Source organism: Symmachiella dynata (genome assembly GCF_007747995.1).
Taxonomy (GTDB): Bacteria; Planctomycetota; Planctomycetia; order Planctomycetales; family Planctomycetaceae; genus Symmachiella; species Symmachiella dynata.
In genome coordinates this window covers 2,844,332-2,861,692 of the sequence record NZ_CP036276.1, presented here as the reverse complement: position 1 = coordinate 2,861,692, position 17,361 = coordinate 2,844,332, and the positions used below count along the sequence as shown (strand labels likewise).

The 17,361-nt window shown below is 56.8% G+C and carries 11 protein-coding genes; 7 read left to right on the top strand and 4 right to left on the bottom strand.

The window, feature by feature from the left end; all coding sequences use genetic code 11:
* Positions 1-70 precede the first annotated feature (70 nt).
* Together metK and Mal52_RS11065 are read left to right on the top strand one after the other, a co-directional pair.
* A complete protein-coding gene (metK, locus tag Mal52_RS11070; protein ID WP_145376143.1) occupies positions 71-1,213 on the top strand; it encodes a methionine adenosyltransferase in 1,143 nt (380 codons plus the stop codon).
* Positions 1,214-1,389: 176 nt separating this feature from the next.
* Positions 1,390-2,295 (top strand): hypothetical protein, encoded by a 906-nt coding sequence (locus Mal52_RS11065; RefSeq protein WP_145376142.1) that lies wholly within the window; start codon positions 1,390-1,392, stop codon positions 2,293-2,295.
* 276 nt (positions 2,296-2,571) lie between these two features.
* Here Mal52_RS11065 and Mal52_RS11060 read toward each other — a convergent pair whose 3' ends face one another.
* The gene (locus Mal52_RS11060; protein WP_145376141.1) at positions 2,572-2,994 is read right to left on the bottom strand and encodes a hypothetical protein; all 423 of its coding nucleotides are present in this window, start codon (positions 2,992-2,994) and stop codon (positions 2,572-2,574) included.
* A 114-nt stretch (positions 2,995-3,108) separates the two neighbouring features.
* On the opposite strand from Mal52_RS11060, the gene Mal52_RS11055 reads away from it, so the two are divergent.
* The 3 genes from Mal52_RS11055 (at position 3,109) to Mal52_RS11045 (ending at position 8,402) form a co-directional block, all read left to right on the top strand.
* Positions 3,109-4,425 carry a phosphohexomutase domain-containing protein gene (locus Mal52_RS11055; protein WP_145376140.1) on the top strand — a complete coding sequence of 439 codons (1,317 nt, stop codon included), beginning with the start codon at positions 3,109-3,111 and terminating at the stop codon, positions 4,423-4,425.
* 183 nt (positions 4,426-4,608) lie between these two features.
* Positions 4,609-5,007, top strand: coding sequence for a BlaI/MecI/CopY family transcriptional regulator (locus tag Mal52_RS11050; RefSeq protein WP_145376139.1), 399 nt, complete (start codon positions 4,609-4,611; stop codon positions 5,005-5,007).
* The gene (locus tag Mal52_RS11045) at positions 5,004-8,402 is read left to right on the top strand and encodes a M56 family metallopeptidase (RefSeq protein ID WP_145376138.1); all 3,399 of its coding nucleotides are present in this window, start codon (positions 5,004-5,006) and stop codon (positions 8,400-8,402) included. The genes Mal52_RS11050 and Mal52_RS11045 overlap by 4 nt, the downstream gene beginning before the upstream one ends.
* 19 nt (positions 8,403-8,421) lie before the next feature.
* On the opposite strand, the gene Mal52_RS11040 is transcribed toward Mal52_RS11045, so the two are convergent.
* From Mal52_RS11040 to Mal52_RS11030, 3 genes are all read right to left on the bottom strand, one after another.
* The gene (locus tag Mal52_RS11040) at positions 8,422-9,744 is read right to left on the bottom strand and encodes a hypothetical protein (RefSeq protein WP_197534827.1); all 1,323 of its coding nucleotides are present in this window, start codon (positions 9,742-9,744) and stop codon (positions 8,422-8,424) included.
* 582 nt (positions 9,745-10,326) lie between these two features.
* On the bottom strand, positions 10,327-10,641 hold the full coding sequence (locus Mal52_RS11035) for a hypothetical protein (protein WP_145376136.1): 315 nt from the start codon (positions 10,639-10,641) through the stop codon (positions 10,327-10,329).
* A gap of 84 nt (positions 10,642-10,725) precedes the next feature.
* The gene (locus Mal52_RS11030) at positions 10,726-11,745 is read right to left on the bottom strand and encodes an isocitrate dehydrogenase (NAD(+)) (RefSeq protein WP_145376135.1); all 1,020 of its coding nucleotides are present in this window, start codon (positions 11,743-11,745) and stop codon (positions 10,726-10,728) included.
* A gap of 273 nt (positions 11,746-12,018) precedes the next feature.
* Between Mal52_RS11030 and Mal52_RS11025 the strand changes: the two genes are divergently transcribed.
* Both Mal52_RS11025 and Mal52_RS11020 read left to right on the top strand, forming a co-directional pair.
* On the top strand, positions 12,019-13,404 hold the full coding sequence (locus Mal52_RS11025; protein WP_145376134.1) for a DUF1501 domain-containing protein: 1,386 nt from the start codon (positions 12,019-12,021) through the stop codon (positions 13,402-13,404).
* 263 nt (positions 13,405-13,667) lie between these two features.
* Entirely contained in the window at positions 13,668-16,865 is a 3,198-nt protein-coding gene (locus Mal52_RS11020) for a PVC-type heme-binding CxxCH protein (RefSeq protein WP_197534826.1), read from the top strand.
* The last annotated feature ends 496 nt before the right edge of the window (positions 16,866-17,361 follow it).

The following is a 17,361-nucleotide window of genomic DNA, read 5'->3' as shown; positions in this document are numbered from 1 at the left end:
ACTCGGTCACTGAACTTACCCACTTCCCCCCAAATAATTCACCACAACGCTTTTTGTTACGGAGTGCCGCATGGCCAACTACTTATTTACCAGTGAATCGGTCAGCAACGGACACCCGGACAAAGTCTCCGACCAAATTTCCGACGGCATCCTGGACGCCCTGCTCGAGCAGGATCCCGCTTCGCGCGTGGCATGCGAAACACTCTGCACGACGGACTTGGTGGTCCTGTCCGGCGAAGTGACCTCCAATGCCGACATTCACCACGAAGAAATCGTCCGCAACGTCTGTCGCGATATTGGTTACACCGACACCGACATCGGCTTCGATGCGGAATCGTGCCGTATCTTTTTGGCACTGCACAGCCAAAGCGGAGACATCGCCCAAGGCGTCGACCGCGACGGAGCCGGAGACCAAGGGTTGATGTTTGGCTATGCCTGCGATCAAACCCCTGAATTGATGCCGCTGCCGATCGCGCTGTCGCACCGAATCTTGAATCGCCTCACCCAGGCCCGCAACGACGGAGCCGTGGATTGGTTGCGGCCCGATAGCAAAAGCCAAGTCACGATCGAATACGACGGCAGCCGCCCGGTCCGCTGCAGCGCTGTGGTCGTTTCCACACAACATGCCGACAGCGTCGAACAAAGCGAAATCAGCGACTTCGTCATCTCCGAAATTATCGCCAAGGAAATCCCGGCGGAGCTGATGGAGAAAACACCGCAATACCACATCAACCCGACCGGACGTTTCGTCGTCGGTGGGCCGCACGGTGATACCGGATTGACGGGCCGCAAGATCATCGTCGACACCTACGGCGGTTGGGGACGGCATGGCGGGGGCGCGTTCAGCGGAAAAGACTCCACCAAGGTCGATCGCAGCGCTGCTTACATGGCACGACACGTCGCCAAGAACGTGGTCGCAGCCGGTTTGGCCAAAGAGTGCGAAGTGCAATTGGCCTACGCCATCGGCGTCGCCGATCCGGTCAGCGTGCATGTCGAAACCGGCGGTACCAACACTGTTCCCGAAGAAAAAATTGTCGCCGCTGTTCGCGAACTGTTTCCGCTCACCCCCAAAGGTATCATCGAATACCTCGACCTACGACGACCGATCTTCCGCAAAACAGCCGCCGGCGGACACTTCGGACGCAACGATCCTGATTTCACCTGGGAAGCCACAGACAAAGCCGCTGACCTAAAGAGCGCTGCTGGCGCATAGCAGCCCCCTGAATAAGGGTGCCACTGGCGGCTTGCCCGCCAGTGCAAACCGCGTGACAGACAAAAACACTGCTGGACAAGCCAGCAGTGGCACCCAACAATTGAGTAAATCCCGGCCGTTGAACGGCCGGCTGCCGCGTTTGACAACTTCCACATCCACAACCACGGAGGCGAGGGATGGGCGCGTTTATCGGACAGTTGATCGACGGACGCGAGCGATGGCTGACTTGGAAGTCAGCCGTGGCTGGCACGTTTTGGTGCGGGCTCAATTTGATGGCCTTAACCATCTTCGCCCGCTGGTTAGCCGGCGCATTTTCCGCTGCCCCGCCCACTGCGGTGGTCTGCGCAACAGCCGTACTATTAACCGCCGTGGGGCTCGGCTCCAACGCATTGTTTCATCAACTCGATTTTCGCGGCGAGCACTGGTTATGGGGCGCCCTGCCGGCGTTCCTGACACTCTTCCCCCTCATGGTGCTACTCATCGTGATCCCCGACAGTGCCGCCAGCGCCTGGTGGTTTTCAGCCACCGTGGTCTGCGTGAGTGTGGTCGCGGTGTTCGCGTTGGAAACAACGTTTCGACACCGACAGCAAAACACCCGTGAAGTGGCCATCCCCAAAACCCTGGACGCCAAAACCGAACCTGTCGCCGTTGACAACGTCGCTGAGAGCGACATCGACACCCAGCTCGAAGCACGACTCGCGGGAACGATTCCCACCGCAGGCCCCATCGAAACGGAGAACGAAGACATGCCGTGGCACGCCCCTGAAGTTTCCCAATGGATGACACGTAGCGACGCCGACGATGGCAGCGTCACCGTCGAAGGGGTCACCGTCGCCAAATTCGCCGCAGGACAAAACCGCGCCAACGTACACCTCACCTTTTGCCCCCCCCTGCCCGTCGCGCCGCAAATCGAATGCGAAACAGTCAACGGCGAAGAAGTCCGCATCAAAGTCGCCGCTGTCTTCCCCCACGGCGCCCGCATCGAACTAACCCGCCCCATGCACGACAACCAAGACGCCCCCATCGCCATCGGTTATTTCGCACACACCGAGCAAAATCAATCCATCGAAGCCGCCGCCTAACTGACAGGCTGCTCCTGCAACTAGGGCGTTCTCCCGGGTTGTGCATCAAGATTTACTATCCCAATTGGGTGCCACTGGCTTTGCCAGTGCAATGTCAAATGCGTGTGATTCTTGCGAGTTCGTCAGAGTCAATTCCTTTGGCCAACGGCCAATCACACCTTAGCCCAGGGCAACGCCCTGGGAAATTGGTCGACAAAGATTGCTTTGGCTGAAGGCCAAACACAACTTTTCGCAATCCGTGAAACGAACCTTCGGCCAACACTCTCGGCCATGGGGTCACCCGCCACGGATTTCCAAGGCCACCGGCGCCCACAAGCCGCCCGGTTGTTCGTTCCCACCTCGGAAATCCACATCCACGGTCAATAAATTACGCGGCTGCAACAACGATTTGATCTCAAACTCAAACGGCCCCGCTGGTCCGCCCCCCGCTGTGCCCAACTGCGTTTCATTCAACCGCACGGTCGCGTTACCACCGATTTCTTCAAAAATCACATACACCCGCTCGTGCGGATCGAGGTTGGTCGGGCAATTGAAATGTCGTTCGTACCGCACCCCTCCCCGATAATCGGCGAAACAATCCTGCCAACTGGCCGGCATTTTAATGCGGCCCTCAGCAGCCAGCACGTTCGCCTCGCTGTCGCTATCAAGCAAGCGATATTGCCACGGACCTTTGAGATGCATGCGGTGTGCGTCGGACATCTTGTTGTGCCAATCCCCTCTCGGTAAAAAAACTCTGCTTGACCGCTGATTTTCGTTTCGCCTACAGTTCCCGGCGTTCCCAGCAGTCTCCCAGACTATAAGACAGCGACTCCGATGCCCACAACCGAGCCAACCACGAAATACCAATGCCCCGGCGAACGGGGATTGATTTCACAATCGGTGCATCTGGCGCGGCTGTCGGCGTTTTATCCCGCTTGCCGCGAATGCGTGCATCGTCACGATACGGGACAAATCCCACCGCGAACCGTCGTGCATCTCAAGGAAACGGAAAACCGTATTCATCGCGACAGCTTGCTCACCGACGAAGGCGTTCGCGGTATTTACCTCAACGAACTCAACCGCGAACGCGCAGCCGCCTATGCAGCCGGGTTGGCGGGACTGTTGTGGCGCAGCTCACCGCTCAAAGCCCGCGAAGGACTGCACGCACCGATGGACATCTCGTCGGTGAGACTCGGACCAATGGTGGTGGTGGGATTCGATGAGCGGCCCAGTTCACCCGATATTGCAGTCGGCGTGGTGCGGGCGCTACGCACAATGAGCTGCCGCGTGATCGACGTCGGTCAAGTAACACGGCCCTGTTTTTCGTTCGCCGTCAATCACATGCAAGCCACTGCGGGCGTCTTCGTCACCGGAGCAGGCTGCAGCCCGGTCTGGACCGGATTGGATTTTGAATCAGCCGGCGCCGTCCCCATCTCTACCGGGACGACATTAAACGAGATCGAACAATTGGCCGACGGCCCCAACCCGCGACCAAGCCGCCAAGCCGGACAACTGCGCGCCTTTCATGCTGCCCTCCCTTACGAAGCCGCACTGGGAAAACATTTTCACGCGCTACGACCACTCAAAGTGGTCTGCGGTTGTTGCAGCGACTTGGTCGGAGATCTGCTCACCCGCACCTTTGAAAAACTCCCCTGCGAATTGTTCTTCACCAAGACCTCGCTACGGCAACGCGGTTCACTGGCTGCCGGGGATGCCGACCATAAATTGCTCGCCGATGAAGTCCGGCTACACCGCGCGCATTTGGGACTCCTTATCGAAGACGATGCCCGCACCTGTCACGTGTTGGACGAACGGGGCGAAATCATAGCGCCGCTCGACATCACCCGCTTGCTCCTCCGCTATATGCAAACGCAACATCCCGGCGAACCGGTCGTTGTGGAGGAATCTGTTGCCGCACAAGTCCCCGGCGCGATTTCTTGCGACGCAACGTCCGAGTCGATGTCACGCACAATGACCGACAACTCAGCGGTCTACGGCGGCAGCGCTGTGTCGGGCCGTTACTGGTTCCGGGAATCTGCTCCCACCTGCGACGCCGTCTTAACGCTCGCCCGATTGCTGCAGCTACTCAGTCGCAGCGACGCCGAGTTTTCGCGCGTGGTGGAGTCACTGGAACGCAGCGCTGCCGGTTAGCTTATCCCGACGGCGGACTTGGCGACAAAAGCAAACAGCGTCGCTCATATTCCAGTTCCTTTGAAACTGTTGATTTTTCTTCACTTTGCGCTTGAACTGCACCACCAAGTGTTGTAATCTCTTCACTTAGATGTGTTGTATTTTCTTCATGTTGGGCCGCCAACTGCAAAAAGGATCGCGCGGATGAAGTCGCTGACCCCCGGTGAATTGGAAGTCATGCAAGTGCTGTGGCAACACGGCTCGCTGAAACCGGCCGAAATCCTCGAGCATGTCGAGCGCCCCCTCACCAACCCCGCATTGCGGTCCGTGCTCCGCGTCTTGATGGACAAAGACCATGTCACCCGCAAAAAACAGGGCAAAGCATTCTATTACAGCGCGAAGAACTCCGCCCCCACCGCGTTTAAGAAAATGACGCAGCGACTGGCGGAGATTTTTTGTAGCGGTTCTTCGGTCGAATTGATCGCACAACTGATCAAGAACGAAAACCTGTCGGAAGAGGAAGTCCGGCAGTTGCAGGAACTGGCCCAGGAAAAAGTGGCCGAACCCTCCCCGCCTCGAAAATCACGTCGGAGAAAATCATGACACGCGCTTGGTCAGAATTTTTTATCGAAATGCCACTCCTCTGGGATCTCTGTTTGCGACTCTCAGTCGTATTGATCGCCGCTTGGGGTTTGCACGCCGCCCTCGCCCACTGCAACCCTCGCTGGCGCGTCCAACTTTGGCGATTCACATCCATTGCCGTGCTGATTGTCATGGCGGCGACCTGCTTGCCAAAAATCGCTGTTCTAGTCGAACAACAAGTAGCAGCAGTGGAACCCGTGGCCGAAGCCCCCACCATGGTCGCCATGACGCAACCCCTGCTCAGGGGGGCGGGAACTGTCGCTGACATTTCCAAACTGCCGCCAATCAACTCCGAGACCGAATTCCCCCTCGAATTGTTTTTGCCCGTGGAAGAGGTAGCCACCGCCGCAGCGGCAATTCCCGCAGAGCCCCCTCAATTGGCGGCCAAGAGTCCGTGGGCCATGTGGTTGTTGGCCAGCGTCTGGGCCGTTGGCACGAGTTTGCTAGCTATGCGTTGGACGTCGGCACAACTCCGGATTCGGAATTTATTATCCCGTAGCATCCCGGCTCCAAAGCAATCGGCGCGACGACTCCGCAGCGTCGCCGACCGACTCGACATTTTCGGCGACTTCGACTTACGGCTCTCGAACGAAACCGATGTCCCCTTCGTCGCCGGGTTATTGCGGCCGATCGTCGTGCTGCCGGCGCGAATGGCGAAGAAACAGTTTGCCCAGGAACTGCCGGCGATATTCGCGCACGAACTGACGCACGTGAAATCTCGCGATCTAATCTGGATGGGCGTTTCGCAGTGGATCACGATTCCACTCTGGTTTCATCCACTAACGTGGAGAGCCACCAGCGCCCACTCCATGGCTTGCGAAGAAGTCGCCGACGCCGTCGCTGCCGATAGTGTGGGGGATGTGGCACGCTACTCCGGCACGCTGGCCCGCGTTGCGCTGGCAGCCGTGTCACATCCTCCCGCGACGGCGGCAATCTCAATGGCCCGTTCCTCGCAGATCATGTCGAGGCTAGCGCGGTTAAAACGGGGCCTGTCCAATTCGCCACTGGCCCGACGCTGGGTGATCCTCTCGGCGCTGGCCGGTCTGCTGGTTGTGGTCCCATTGGCAACCATCAAACTCGCCTACGCCGATAACGAATCCACAACCGCAGCAACCAGCAATGACCAAGCGGGTCGCGTACTGCATTTTCCCAAAAACCAATCGGTCGGCGTACTGTATATCGCCACCGAAAAAGAACTCGAATGGTGGGATACGTACTTCAAGCGATTTGACTATCGCCGCGATTGGGACTGGAAATATCTCGGCCAAGCTCAAGGAGCTGTGGAGATTCCCCCCGGTGCTCAAGTCAAATTGGAAATCAAAAAAGCGGGGGCTGCCAATACATCCTGGATCACCAACCTCCACCCCGACGACCTGTATGAGGTCTTTGTCTATCCGGAGCCTGGCAATGGCGATTCGTATCGTTTTGGGAATGCACAAGCGCGGCATTTGGGCCATCTGACGGGATTGACGGAACTCACGATCCAATACACACATGTCACCGGCCCCGGCCTGCGAGCCTTAAAGCCGCTCCGCAAATTAGAAAAGCTCATGTATTTTTCAGAGCAAGCTGATAACGACAGCTTGCGGAGCATCGGCGAGTTGACATCGCTGGAAACATTGTCGCTCGGCAAAGCAAAATGGGACGATGCGGGGTTAGCGCATCTGTCCAACCTAAACCAGCTAACTGAGCTCAACCTCCCCTTTGCCGGCATACCGGGCCGCGGATTTGACGCCGTCATGCGGCTCCCCAATTTGAAATACATTTCAGGCGGAATATTCTTTAAAAACGCGCATCTGGCGCGGCTGAAGAAATCGAAGTCTCTCGAAGCACTGGATCTTAGTGGCAATACGTTGATTGACGACGACAGCATGAAATATGTGGCGCAGTTGCCTCAATTGAAACATCTGAATCTGTGGCACACAAATATCAACGATGCCGGGGTCAAACGACTCCGACCGCTGACATCTCTCAAGCAACTCAAATTGAGGGTCTCCCGTCAGAGCAAACGGCCTAGAATCACCAGCGCTGGAATGAGCGGACTCTCCGAAATGTCATCGCTGGAGGTACTAGATTTTGCCGATGTCGGCGATCCCGATGGAATTCTCGAACAAATCTCGAAGCTGAAAAACCTCAAGAGTGTTTCAATCGGTGGACGGCGCGATACCGGATTCATCAGTGATGACGGCCTGAAGCACTTAGGCAAGCTTTCAAAACTCGAGCGTCTCACGACATACGGTTCGGAATTCACCGATGCCGGTGCAGCCGAACTTGCCAAACTGGACGGACTAAAATGGCTTGCCGTGCAGACCAACAACATCACCGACGATGGCTTGGCCCAGTTATCGGCCCTCAAGGAATTGCGTTACCTCAACATTTATCACAACAAAAAAAACGCCGGTATCACATTCCAAGGGGTCTCCCGCTTGAACGGACTGACAAACCTGACCGAGCTTTGGTACCAGGGACCGATGCGGCCCACGCCCGGTGAGCAAGGGCTGGATTTTTCGGGTATGCCGGCGCTGGAAAAACTGGGCATGAGCGGCCTGCGCGACGAGGATATTGTCGGACTGAAAAACTGCGAGAATTTGAAGTGGCTGCAGGGGAGTTCGCTCACCAACGCGGGAGTCGAGAATCTCGCTGGATTTCGTCAAATGGAGCGCCTAACCATTACCGGCGAAGAGATCACAGACGATGCCTTAGTCCATCTTGGCGACATGCCGAAATTGAACATGCTCACGGTCAACGCCCCCATCACGGATGAGGGACTCCAGGAGATCGAAAAACTAAAATCGTTGGAGTACCTGACGGTTGAAACCACAAATCGTTTAAGCCCCGCAGCCGTACGAAGTGTGCAGACCAACCTTCCCACCCTGCGGAGGATCAGCATCAACGACAATCGGGCCAGCGTAAAACGCACCAAGAAAAAATCGCTGCGATTTGGCCAAGATGCCCCGGCCTTTGATTTCACGTCACTGGACGGAACAAAGCTGAGCCTGAAAAATCATCGCGGCAAAGTCGTGCTGCTCTACTTCTGGTCGACCAATTGCAAACCATGCGTTGCCTCAATGCCTAAGCTAAAAAAGGCCTATGCCGAATTGAGCGAGTACCAGGATTTCGCCATGATCGGGATCAGCGGTGACGAGAACGACACGATCTGGAAAGAGTTTATCCGCAAGCAAAAACTCACTTGGCCACAAGTGCGCATCGGCGACAAATCAAAAATCGCTGCCGCCTACGGCGTGACCGGTTTCCCCAAGTACATCCTCATCGGCCGCGACGGCAAAATCCTCGCCACCAACGCCGGCGCCGTCGGCGGCGCGCTAAAGAAAGCACTGGAAGTCGACGGCGAATAGCCGCCTGCGAAACGGGACATTACGATTTCTCAGTCCCCAGCTGTTTCATCTTCGAGGGACGCACGTAGCGGATCTCGCGGCTGCCGGAGAATTGGATTTTGGCTTCTCCGTCCGAGCGGCGTCCTAAATAGATTGCGCGGAAGTGTTGATTCATCGATTCATCGTAATAACCAACAGCAGTCCCCTGACGAGGCAGGCGGTCTGCGGAATAGGATTCGCGATACGTTGAAGCGAGCGGTTTGCGCATTGCTTCCACCGGCAACGCAGCGCTGGGCATCTCTTGCATATTTTGCTGTGCTGTCGTTTTGGCTTTCGCCAACCCTTCGCCGTAGAGCCGCTGGACATGGATGGAAACGGTCAGCTTCTGGCCACCCTCAACAACGGTATACGTCCCTCGTAGCCGCTCCATCAAACCGCGCGACTTGTCAAAGATTCCACTGGACGCATAAACCGCGGAGAAATTGTCCGCTTTGTTTTCAAAGCCACGACGAGTGTCGAGTTGCACACTCGAACCTCCCAACGGCTTGGCTGTGACCGACGAGAATGATTTGCCTTGGCTCCCCGAGCCTGTGAACCCGCGCCAGATTGTCGGCCCATCCGCAGAGTGCGTCAGTACAGCATTCTCGGTCTTGCCTTCCTTACCGTCCTCCGCATAAGGCAGATGCGGGATGACGAGTTGCCGCAGGGTCACGAATTCATCCATCAGGTAGGGCAAGTCCACTTCTCCGACCGCCTGATGTCCCCCCGCCCCCAGATTTTTCGATTCCAAATTTTGCACGGACTCGAGCCAATAATCTTGCCGAGCGAGATGCCGAAAGTTTTCCTCGCCCGACTTTTTGCGCAAGTGTCGAAATCGTCCCACGACCAGCATGGTCGATTTTTTCCCGTTTCGATAACGCACTTGGTACAGCGGTTGCCCCACAATCCGTTTCTCCACTCCCCCCACCTTCCAAGCCAATTGGACGGAGTACGCAAACTTTTGTCCCGTCGCGACTCGATACCCAAACGCTGATCTTGCTGTGCTGCGGCCGGAGGACGACCGTTTGCGTGTCGACCGGCTCCGTGTGGACCGCTTCCGCGTGGATCGACTGCTCTTTTTCGAACGCGACTTCTCCATTTCGCGATGTTTCTGTTCCATTTCGCGCCGCGCCTTCTCAATCTCCGCGCGAATCGCGTTCCGATCAAGCTTCTTGCCCGCTCCGCCCAGACCTTTGCCAAGTTGTCCGGGCAGATCTGCTTGAACGCGCACGTTGATCGTGAGCGTAAGCACAATCGCCATGCAAACCGATAGGCTCACTCGACGGATGCACAGTTTCCGCGAAGTCTCGGCGTGTCGTTTCACAGCTCATTGCTCCCACTCTGGAAAGTTGAGGGCCCGACAGCATCAACCGCTTGATCCGTTGCCCACTAAGCAAGTATCAGCCGAGATTCCACAGCATCCCCCCATGAGCCAGAGACTGTTCGCAGATCGGATGAAGTCTCAACGGATATTAACGGCATTACTGGTTCTACGGCGCCGGAGAAGGCGACCGAAACCACGAATCGCCACCAAAGACAACCCAGAGCAGCGGAGCCGCAACCAAAACGACGATATTTTTTAGCCACAGATCAAACACGGATCAAACACAGATTCGCGGGCGTAAAACCGCAAAGTCCCAAACCAACGGCTTGCCGTCGTGCACGGCGATCCTTGTCAAGCACGGTGACCGAATGGCTTACGGCTTCAAACAACCAGTAGGATCGTTCAGCATCGATTTTTAAATGGTCGCTATGCACCGGAACATCAAAAAGCCTCGCCGCACGAAAATTTGCGCAGCATGCAAAACTTTGAAACGTTACTAGCACGAATTCCATCGCCTGCGAAGCCAGAGCGCAAGGTGTCATGACGTTCGACAATAAACCGTAACCATCCTGTTGCTTATCATTACGGTTCAGGGTCAAAACTCATGCCATCGCCATCATCGACAGAAAACGTTTCCGTATCGGCCGCGGGATCACAATCGTCGCGCTCAGTGATTTTGATGACAACCTCATCCCCGACCTGCAGGGGTAACTTCTGCCATCGGCGCATTTCGCCGACCTTATGTACGCCGAGCACATCCACGTAATTTTTCTCGACGAATGTCGTACCTTGATCTTGCAGATGAATGTGATGCACCGTCGCCTGCAAAGCCCCCGCATCGCCGATGCCGGCCGTGTATTTGTGAGTTCCATTCACTGACACTTCAAAAACGACCATGAGCTGCTCCGGCATCTATGTCATTGTCGAATTGGAAGGCAATTCGCAAGGACGCCCAAACGGTAACGGCCGGTGAAACCGGTCCTACGCATCGTCTTGCAAACTCTCGACAACCGCTGCCACAGCAGCGGCGTATTCGGACGTTGTCGCGTTGCCGCCTAAGTCACCGGTGATCGTCTTGCCCTGGGACAGAACCGTGTGCACTGCCTGTTCGATGTTGGCAGCTGCTTCGGGCTGTCGAAGATGCCGCAGCATCAACGCCGCACTCAAAATCAACGCCGTTGGATTCGCGATACCTTGCCCGGCGATGTCCGGGGCGGAGCCGTGAACCGCTTCAAAGACAGCGCAGTGGGTGCCGATGTTCGCGCTGGGGGCAACCCCCAACCCACCCACCAGACCGCTGGTCAGGTCCGAAATGATATCACCGAACAGATTCTCCATCACCAACACGTCAAAACTCTCCGGCCGCATGACCAGCCGCATTGCCGTCGCATCGACGATGTATTCCTCCAATTCGATTTCGTGGTAATCCTTCGCCACCAGCCGCGCGACATCCAAAAACAACCCGTCGCTCAGCTTGAGAATGTTGGCTTTGTGAACCACCGTCACTTTTTTGCGGCCGTATTGCCGGGCAGTCTCAAAAGCGAACCGCACGATTCGTTCCGAAGCTTCGTAGGTGATCACCCGCAAACTTTCGATCACGCCGGGAATCACCTCGTGCTCCAATCCGCTGTAGAGTCCTTCGGTATTTTCGCGGATCACGATCAAATCGACATTGTCATATCGCGATTTGACACCCGGCATCGTCTTGGCGGGGCGATAGTTCGCATACAGCTTCAGTTCTTTGCGGAGCTTCACATTCACCGACGAGAACCCCTTTCCCACCGGCGTTGTGATTGGGCCTTTCAGGGCGACGCCGTTCCGGCGAATCGATTCCAGCGCCGGTTCGGGCAAAGCCGTTCCGTACTTTTCAATCACATCGCCGCCCGCTTCCTGCACATCCCAATCGATGGTAAAGCCGGTCGCCTCGATCACAGTGCGAGCAGCCGCGGTCACCTCCGGCCCAATGCCATCCCCCGGAATCAGTGTCACCGTATAGCTCATCGTTTGTGTCTCCAGCGCGAATGCGGAATCATGAAATCCTGATTCCGTGCAAGAAAGGGTCGCAGGCAACATTGTATGACGGACCGCGCGCCGCGTCGACTAGGCCGTCACGGTTTTATCGGACGATACTGCCTGTTATGCACCGTGACGTATGACGACACATACTCTGAGATTGGCCGCCGGGTCCGATTGTGTCAGGTTCGATCGACACGTATAATCAAACTTAGATTTGTTCTCGTCCCCTATCGACGCTGAATTGCCCAAGGATTCTTCATGGCGAAGTCGCAAAAAATCGCTCCCTCGATCGGCGGGGGCTGTACGCCGGTTGTTTCACGGCGGCATTTGCTGCAAATCGGCGGACTGGGCCTGGCGGGACTGTCACTGCCACGGTTGTTGCAAGCCGAAGCGGAGAGCGTCGACATCCCCCCTCAAGCCGATGCCTGCATCCTCATTTTCTTAAACGGCGGCCCCAGCCATCTCGACATGTGGGACATGAAGCCGGATCAGGCAGAAGGTATTCGCGGTGAGTTCTCCCCGATCGCCACCAGCGTGCCGGACGTACAATTCAGCAACATGCTCCCTCGCTCCGCACAGTGGATGCACGAAGCAACCTTGGTGCGGTCCATGCACCATAGCGTGAACAATGCCCATGCGGCGGCCGTCTATTGCTCGCTCACCGGACATGATCGCGGCGAAATTGGCGGCGGTGCCAAACCAGACGACTACCCCGCCCCCGGTTCAGTGATGGCCATGCTGCGTCCTTCGGATCGTTCGATCGTGCCGCAAGTCACATTACCCTACATCACCAAGGAAGGAGCCAAAGGTCCGCCACAACCCGGATTTTTCGGCGGCTTCATCGGTCGCGGTTACGACCCGCTGTTCGTGCTCAAGGACCCCAATCAGGCAAACTTCTCGATTCCCGAATTGACATTACTGGCCGACGTTTCCAACACACGTCTCGACTCCCGCCGCGATCTATTCCGGCGTTTGGATGACACGGTCGGGAAAACCGTCAACGACCGCGGCGTGATCGGCATGAACGACTTTCAACAAAAGGCGTTTGACCTGCTGTCGTCAAAGGCGACACAAGCCGCTTTTCAAATCGCCGACGAACCCGCCACGGTCCGCGACTCCTATGGACGCAACATCTACGGACAAAGCGTCCTACTCGCGCGACGTCTGCTCGAAGCCGGCACGCGGATGGTCACCCTCTCCTGGGCCCCCGATGCCAATGCCACCTGGGACACGCACGGTAACAATTTCAATAAACTCAAAAACACGCTACTCCCCCAATTCGACGCCGCCTACGCCAGCCTGTTGGATGACCTCAAACAACGCGGCATGTTAGAGCGGACCATCGTCGCCGTCTTGGGCGACTTCGGCCGTTCCCCCAAGGTCAATGCAAACGCCGGCCGGGACCACTGGAACCACTGCTATTCCGTACTCATGGCCGGTGGCGGATTTCGCCGCGGTTATGTGCATGGCGCCAGCGACGCGATTGGCGCGTTTGCCTCCCGTGCGCCGCTCATTCCCGGCGATATTATCGCCACGATCTATCGACTGTTGGGCGTGCAACACAATCGTATGATTCACGACCTACTCGGACGTCCACATCGCCTCGTCCCATCCGGTAACGTGACCAACGAGTTGATCGCGTAATGCATCCCAGTGCGCTGGTTGCCAGGCCTCTCAAATATCCAGGGGCGAATGCTATTTTCGTCTCACTACTGATCTGAATCCCTATCAACAACTTGAAATATCTTTGCGTATCCACCATGCATCACTTTTCCCGTCTGATACTCGCTGTTCTGCTCGTTACCGCAAACTCTCACTTCCTTACCGCAGCTGAGCCAAGTACCGGTGAGATTTATGATCCACCGGTAGCCAAAGCCTCCAACGCAGGGGCCGCGGCGATTGAGGGTATGGAGATCCCCGCAGGATTCCGCGTCGAACTCTTCGCCGCCGAGCCACTGTTGGCCAATCCAGTTGCGTTTTGCATCGACGAACAGGGACGATTTTACGTCGCCGAAACCTTCCGGCATCACGCTGGCGTGACTGATACCCGCGGACACATGTATTGGCTCGACGATGACCTCGCCTGCCGCACCGTCGCGGATCGCGTGGCCATGTACAAAAAACATTTCTCCCCCGAGGTCTTCGACAGCTACGGCCTTGAACATGACCGCGTGCGGATGATCGTCGATAGCGATGGTAACGGGCGTGCCGACAAAGCCACGGTCTTCGCCGACGGATTCAACGACCGCGCCGTCGGCATCGGCGCCGGAGTCCTCGCTCGCGATGGCAAACTGTGGTACGCCTGCCTGCCTGACCTGTGGCAATTGGAGGATACCGACGGCGATGGCCGCGCGGATGTCCGGGAATCACTGCACACCGGATACGGTATTCACGTTGGATTTTTAGGACACGACCTGCACGGATTACGATTCGGTCCTGACGGCCGTTTGTACTTCAGTATCGGCGATCGCGGCATCAATATTCAGACCGAAGGACGGCATCTGTTTTATCCCGACACCGGCACAGTCCTCCGTTGTGAGCCGGACGGTTCCAACTTAGAGGTCTTCGCCAGCGGGTTGCGGAATCCACAGGAATTGGCGTTCGACGATTACGGAAACCTATTCACGGTCGATAACAATTCCGACTCCGGCGATAAAGCGCGGCTGGTGTATATCGTCGAAGGGGGCGACAGCGGTTGGCGGATTGGTTTTCAATTCATCACCTCCCCCACGTCGCGCGGCCCCTGGAATGCGGAAAAACTGTGGCACCCAAAATTTGACGGGCAAGCTGCGTACCACCTGCCGCCATTGGTGAATCTGGCCGATGGCCCATCCGGACTGACCTATTATCCGGGCACGGGTCTGCCGCAGCGTTACAACGGCCACTTCTTCCTCTCCGACTTTCGCGGTTCAACAGCCATCAGCGGCGTCCGCTCGTTCGCAGTCGAACAGGACGGAGCGTCCTACAAAATTGCCGACGAACACAAATTCCTCTGGCAACTGCTAACGTCTGACGTCGAATTCGGCGACGACGGAAATCTGTATCTACTCAATTGGGTCAATGGCTGGGAAAAAACCGGCAAGGGCCGCATCTATAAAGTCTTCGACCCCAAAACCCGCGACGAGCCGATCGTGGCGGAGGTCCTCGCCCTGACCCGCGCCGGCATGTCGTCGCGATCGGATGAAGAGTTACAAACACTGCTCGGCCATCCCAATCAGCGGATTCGCCAAGCCGCACAATTCGAGCTGGCTGCTCGCCCCGCCGCAGAAGCGGTACCGGTTTTCACAACCGTCGCACAAAACCCCGCCAATCGCCTCGCGCGGCTGCACGCGATTTGGGGACTCGGCCAGATCCTCCGCGTTCAACATCTCCAACCGGCGTTCGCGACCTTGGTTGCCCTGCTGAGCGACGACGATACGGAAGTCCGCGCACAAGCCGCAAAGACGATTGGTGACGTCAAAGACAACACCACCGCCCGCAGCGCATTAATCCACCTACTCAGCGATAACGCACCCCGCCCTCGTTTTTTCGCAGCACTGGCACTGGGGAAAATGCCGAGTGAAAGCAAGACGATCCAACCGCTGCTGGAAATGTTGCGAGCCAACAACAACCAAGATCGCTATCTGCGGCACGCCGGTGTGGTTGGCTTGGCGGGCCTCGAAGAAGCGGATTTATTGAAACATGCCGACGACAATTCAGCAGCAGTGCGGATGGGAATTCTCTTAGCGCTGCGGCGGTTAGAAAGCCCGGCGATTGCCAGATTTCTGAATGATGCCGACCCTCTACTGGTCGTCGAAGCAGCTCGCGCTATCAATGACGTGCCCATCAATTCCGCCCTGCCGGAACTGGCCGCTGTGGCGGGATCGCAGCGCCCCGAATTCCAATCCGACGAAGCGCTGCAAAAGCGAATCATCAACGCGAATTTTCGTTTAGGCGAGCTGTCAAACGCCAAAGCACTTTCCGGCATCGCTTTGAACGAATCGCTACCCGACGTGATTCGCACCGAAGCCCTCTTGGCCCTGGCCGATTGGCAATCTCCCAACGGCAAAGATCGCGTCACCGGCTTGTGGCGTCCATTGCCTCCGCGTCCCGTCCAAGACCTGGCAGCCACGATCGATACGGACCTTAGCGCGCTATTACAGAGCAGTGCCTCCCCAGACGTAAAAGTCGCAGCGGTGAACGTGCTGGGTAAATTTGGAAGCCCGACATGGGGACCGCAGCTCCTGGCTATCGTCAGCGACTCCGCACAGCCGGCACAGCTGCGTGCCGAATGCCTAACGGCGTTGGCAGCCATCGATGCCCAGGAACTCCCCGGCGCCGTCGACTTGGCCATTGAGGACAAAGACGCAAACGTGCGCAACACCGGCCGCGAACTATTGGCCAAAACCGACCCCGACCGTGCCGTGCCGCTACTCGCTGAGACCGTCAAAAACGGCTCGCTACGGGAACAGCAGTCCGCCTTGGCGACACTCGGCCACATCAAATCCGCCGCTGCCGATGATCTGCTGCTGAACTTACTCGCCGAGGTAGCAGCCGAAAGCATTGCCGAGAACATCCGCTTAGACGTCCGGCAAGCCGCCGCCCAACGACAGCGCGCGGATGTCGTTGCCGCAGTGCAAAAGCACAATGTAGCACTCGGCAAAGAGGATCCAGTTTCCTTCCATCGCGACGCACTCACCGGGGGCGATGCGGGGCGGGGTAAAAAAATCTTCTTCGAACGCACCGCAGTCTCCTGCATGCGTTGCCACAAAATCGGCGGAAAAGGAGGCGACGTCGGCCCCGATTTGTCGGCACTCGGCCAGCAGCAAAAGCGGCAATATATTCTCGAAGCGCTCGTGAACCCCAATGCGGCGATTGCCAAAGGCTATGAAACCTCGATTCTGGTCCTGGAGTCGGGCAAGACGCTCGCCGGGATCGTGAAGGAAGAAGATGCCAAGCAACTCAAGCTGATGACCTCCGATGGCAAAACCATCACCGTGCCCATCGCCCACATCGAAGAGCGCGTGAAAGGCAAATCCGCCATGCCCGAGGATCTGACCAAGCAGCTCACCCCATTCGACCTGCGCGACCTTGTGGAATTCCTCGCGACTCAGAAGGACAAATAGGCGGCGTATTTTTTTCAAAAAAACGCATTCCGGCAACATCTTCTCATTTGCCGCGCCGCCAAACGTGGCCTACGGTTTAGTTAGACAAGTCTGTCAACTCTCTAACTTCACTTCACGTTTATTTTTTACGGGCCACACTTCGAGGCCAGTGTCAGATAGGAATGCTCTCTTTCAATAGTGAGTGTTCTGATCGGCCAATACGTTTTGGTCGCTAATCTCACCACTTGGCATCGGCCTCAACTATTGAGGAGCAACTCCGATGAGAGCATTCCGTTCACGTATTCACCAAATGGCGGACTGGCGCAGGCAGGGGGTCGTCCATTGCGTACTGGCAACCAGCTTACTTCTTGCAGCCACGTTGTGCAGTCTCTCGCTCGAATACTGGTCAAATCGCACATTCCATCTCGTGGCAACAACATTCAACGGGATGACTTGGGAATCATATCGCAACTTGGCGTTAATCACCGTGTTTTTAGGTTGGGTTTTATCGCGGACG

Bases quoted from the DNA above. Each gene is read 5' to 3' on its own strand.
- Mal52_RS11060 (WP_145376141.1), bottom strand. From the start codon at position 2,994: ATGTCCGACGCACACCGCATGCATCTCAAAGGTCCGTGGCAATATCGC.
- Mal52_RS11045 (WP_145376138.1), top strand. From the start codon at position 5,004: ATGACACGCGCTTGGTCAGAATTTTTTATCGAAATGCCACTCCTCTGG.
- Mal52_RS11030 (WP_145376135.1), bottom strand. From the start codon at position 11,745: ATGAGCTATACGGTGACACTGATTCCGGGGGATGGCATTGGGCCGGAG.
- Mal52_RS11020 (WP_197534826.1), top strand. From the start codon at position 13,668: ATGGAGATCCCCGCAGGATTCCGCGTCGAACTCTTCGCCGCCGAGCCA.
- Mal52_RS11035 (WP_145376136.1), bottom strand. From the start codon at position 10,641: ATGGTCGTTTTTGAAGTGTCAGTGAATGGAACTCACAAATACACGGCC.
- Mal52_RS11065 (WP_145376142.1), top strand. From the start codon at position 1,390: ATGGGCGCGTTTATCGGACAGTTGATCGACGGACGCGAGCGATGGCTG.
- Mal52_RS11050 (WP_145376139.1), top strand. From the start codon at position 4,609: ATGAAGTCGCTGACCCCCGGTGAATTGGAAGTCATGCAAGTGCTGTGG.
- Mal52_RS11025 (WP_145376134.1), top strand. From the start codon at position 12,019: ATGGCGAAGTCGCAAAAAATCGCTCCCTCGATCGGCGGGGGCTGTACG.
- metK (WP_145376143.1), top strand. From the start codon at position 71: ATGGCCAACTACTTATTTACCAGTGAATCGGTCAGCAACGGACACCCG.
- Mal52_RS11055 (WP_145376140.1), top strand. From the start codon at position 3,109: ATGCCCACAACCGAGCCAACCACGAAATACCAATGCCCCGGCGAACGG.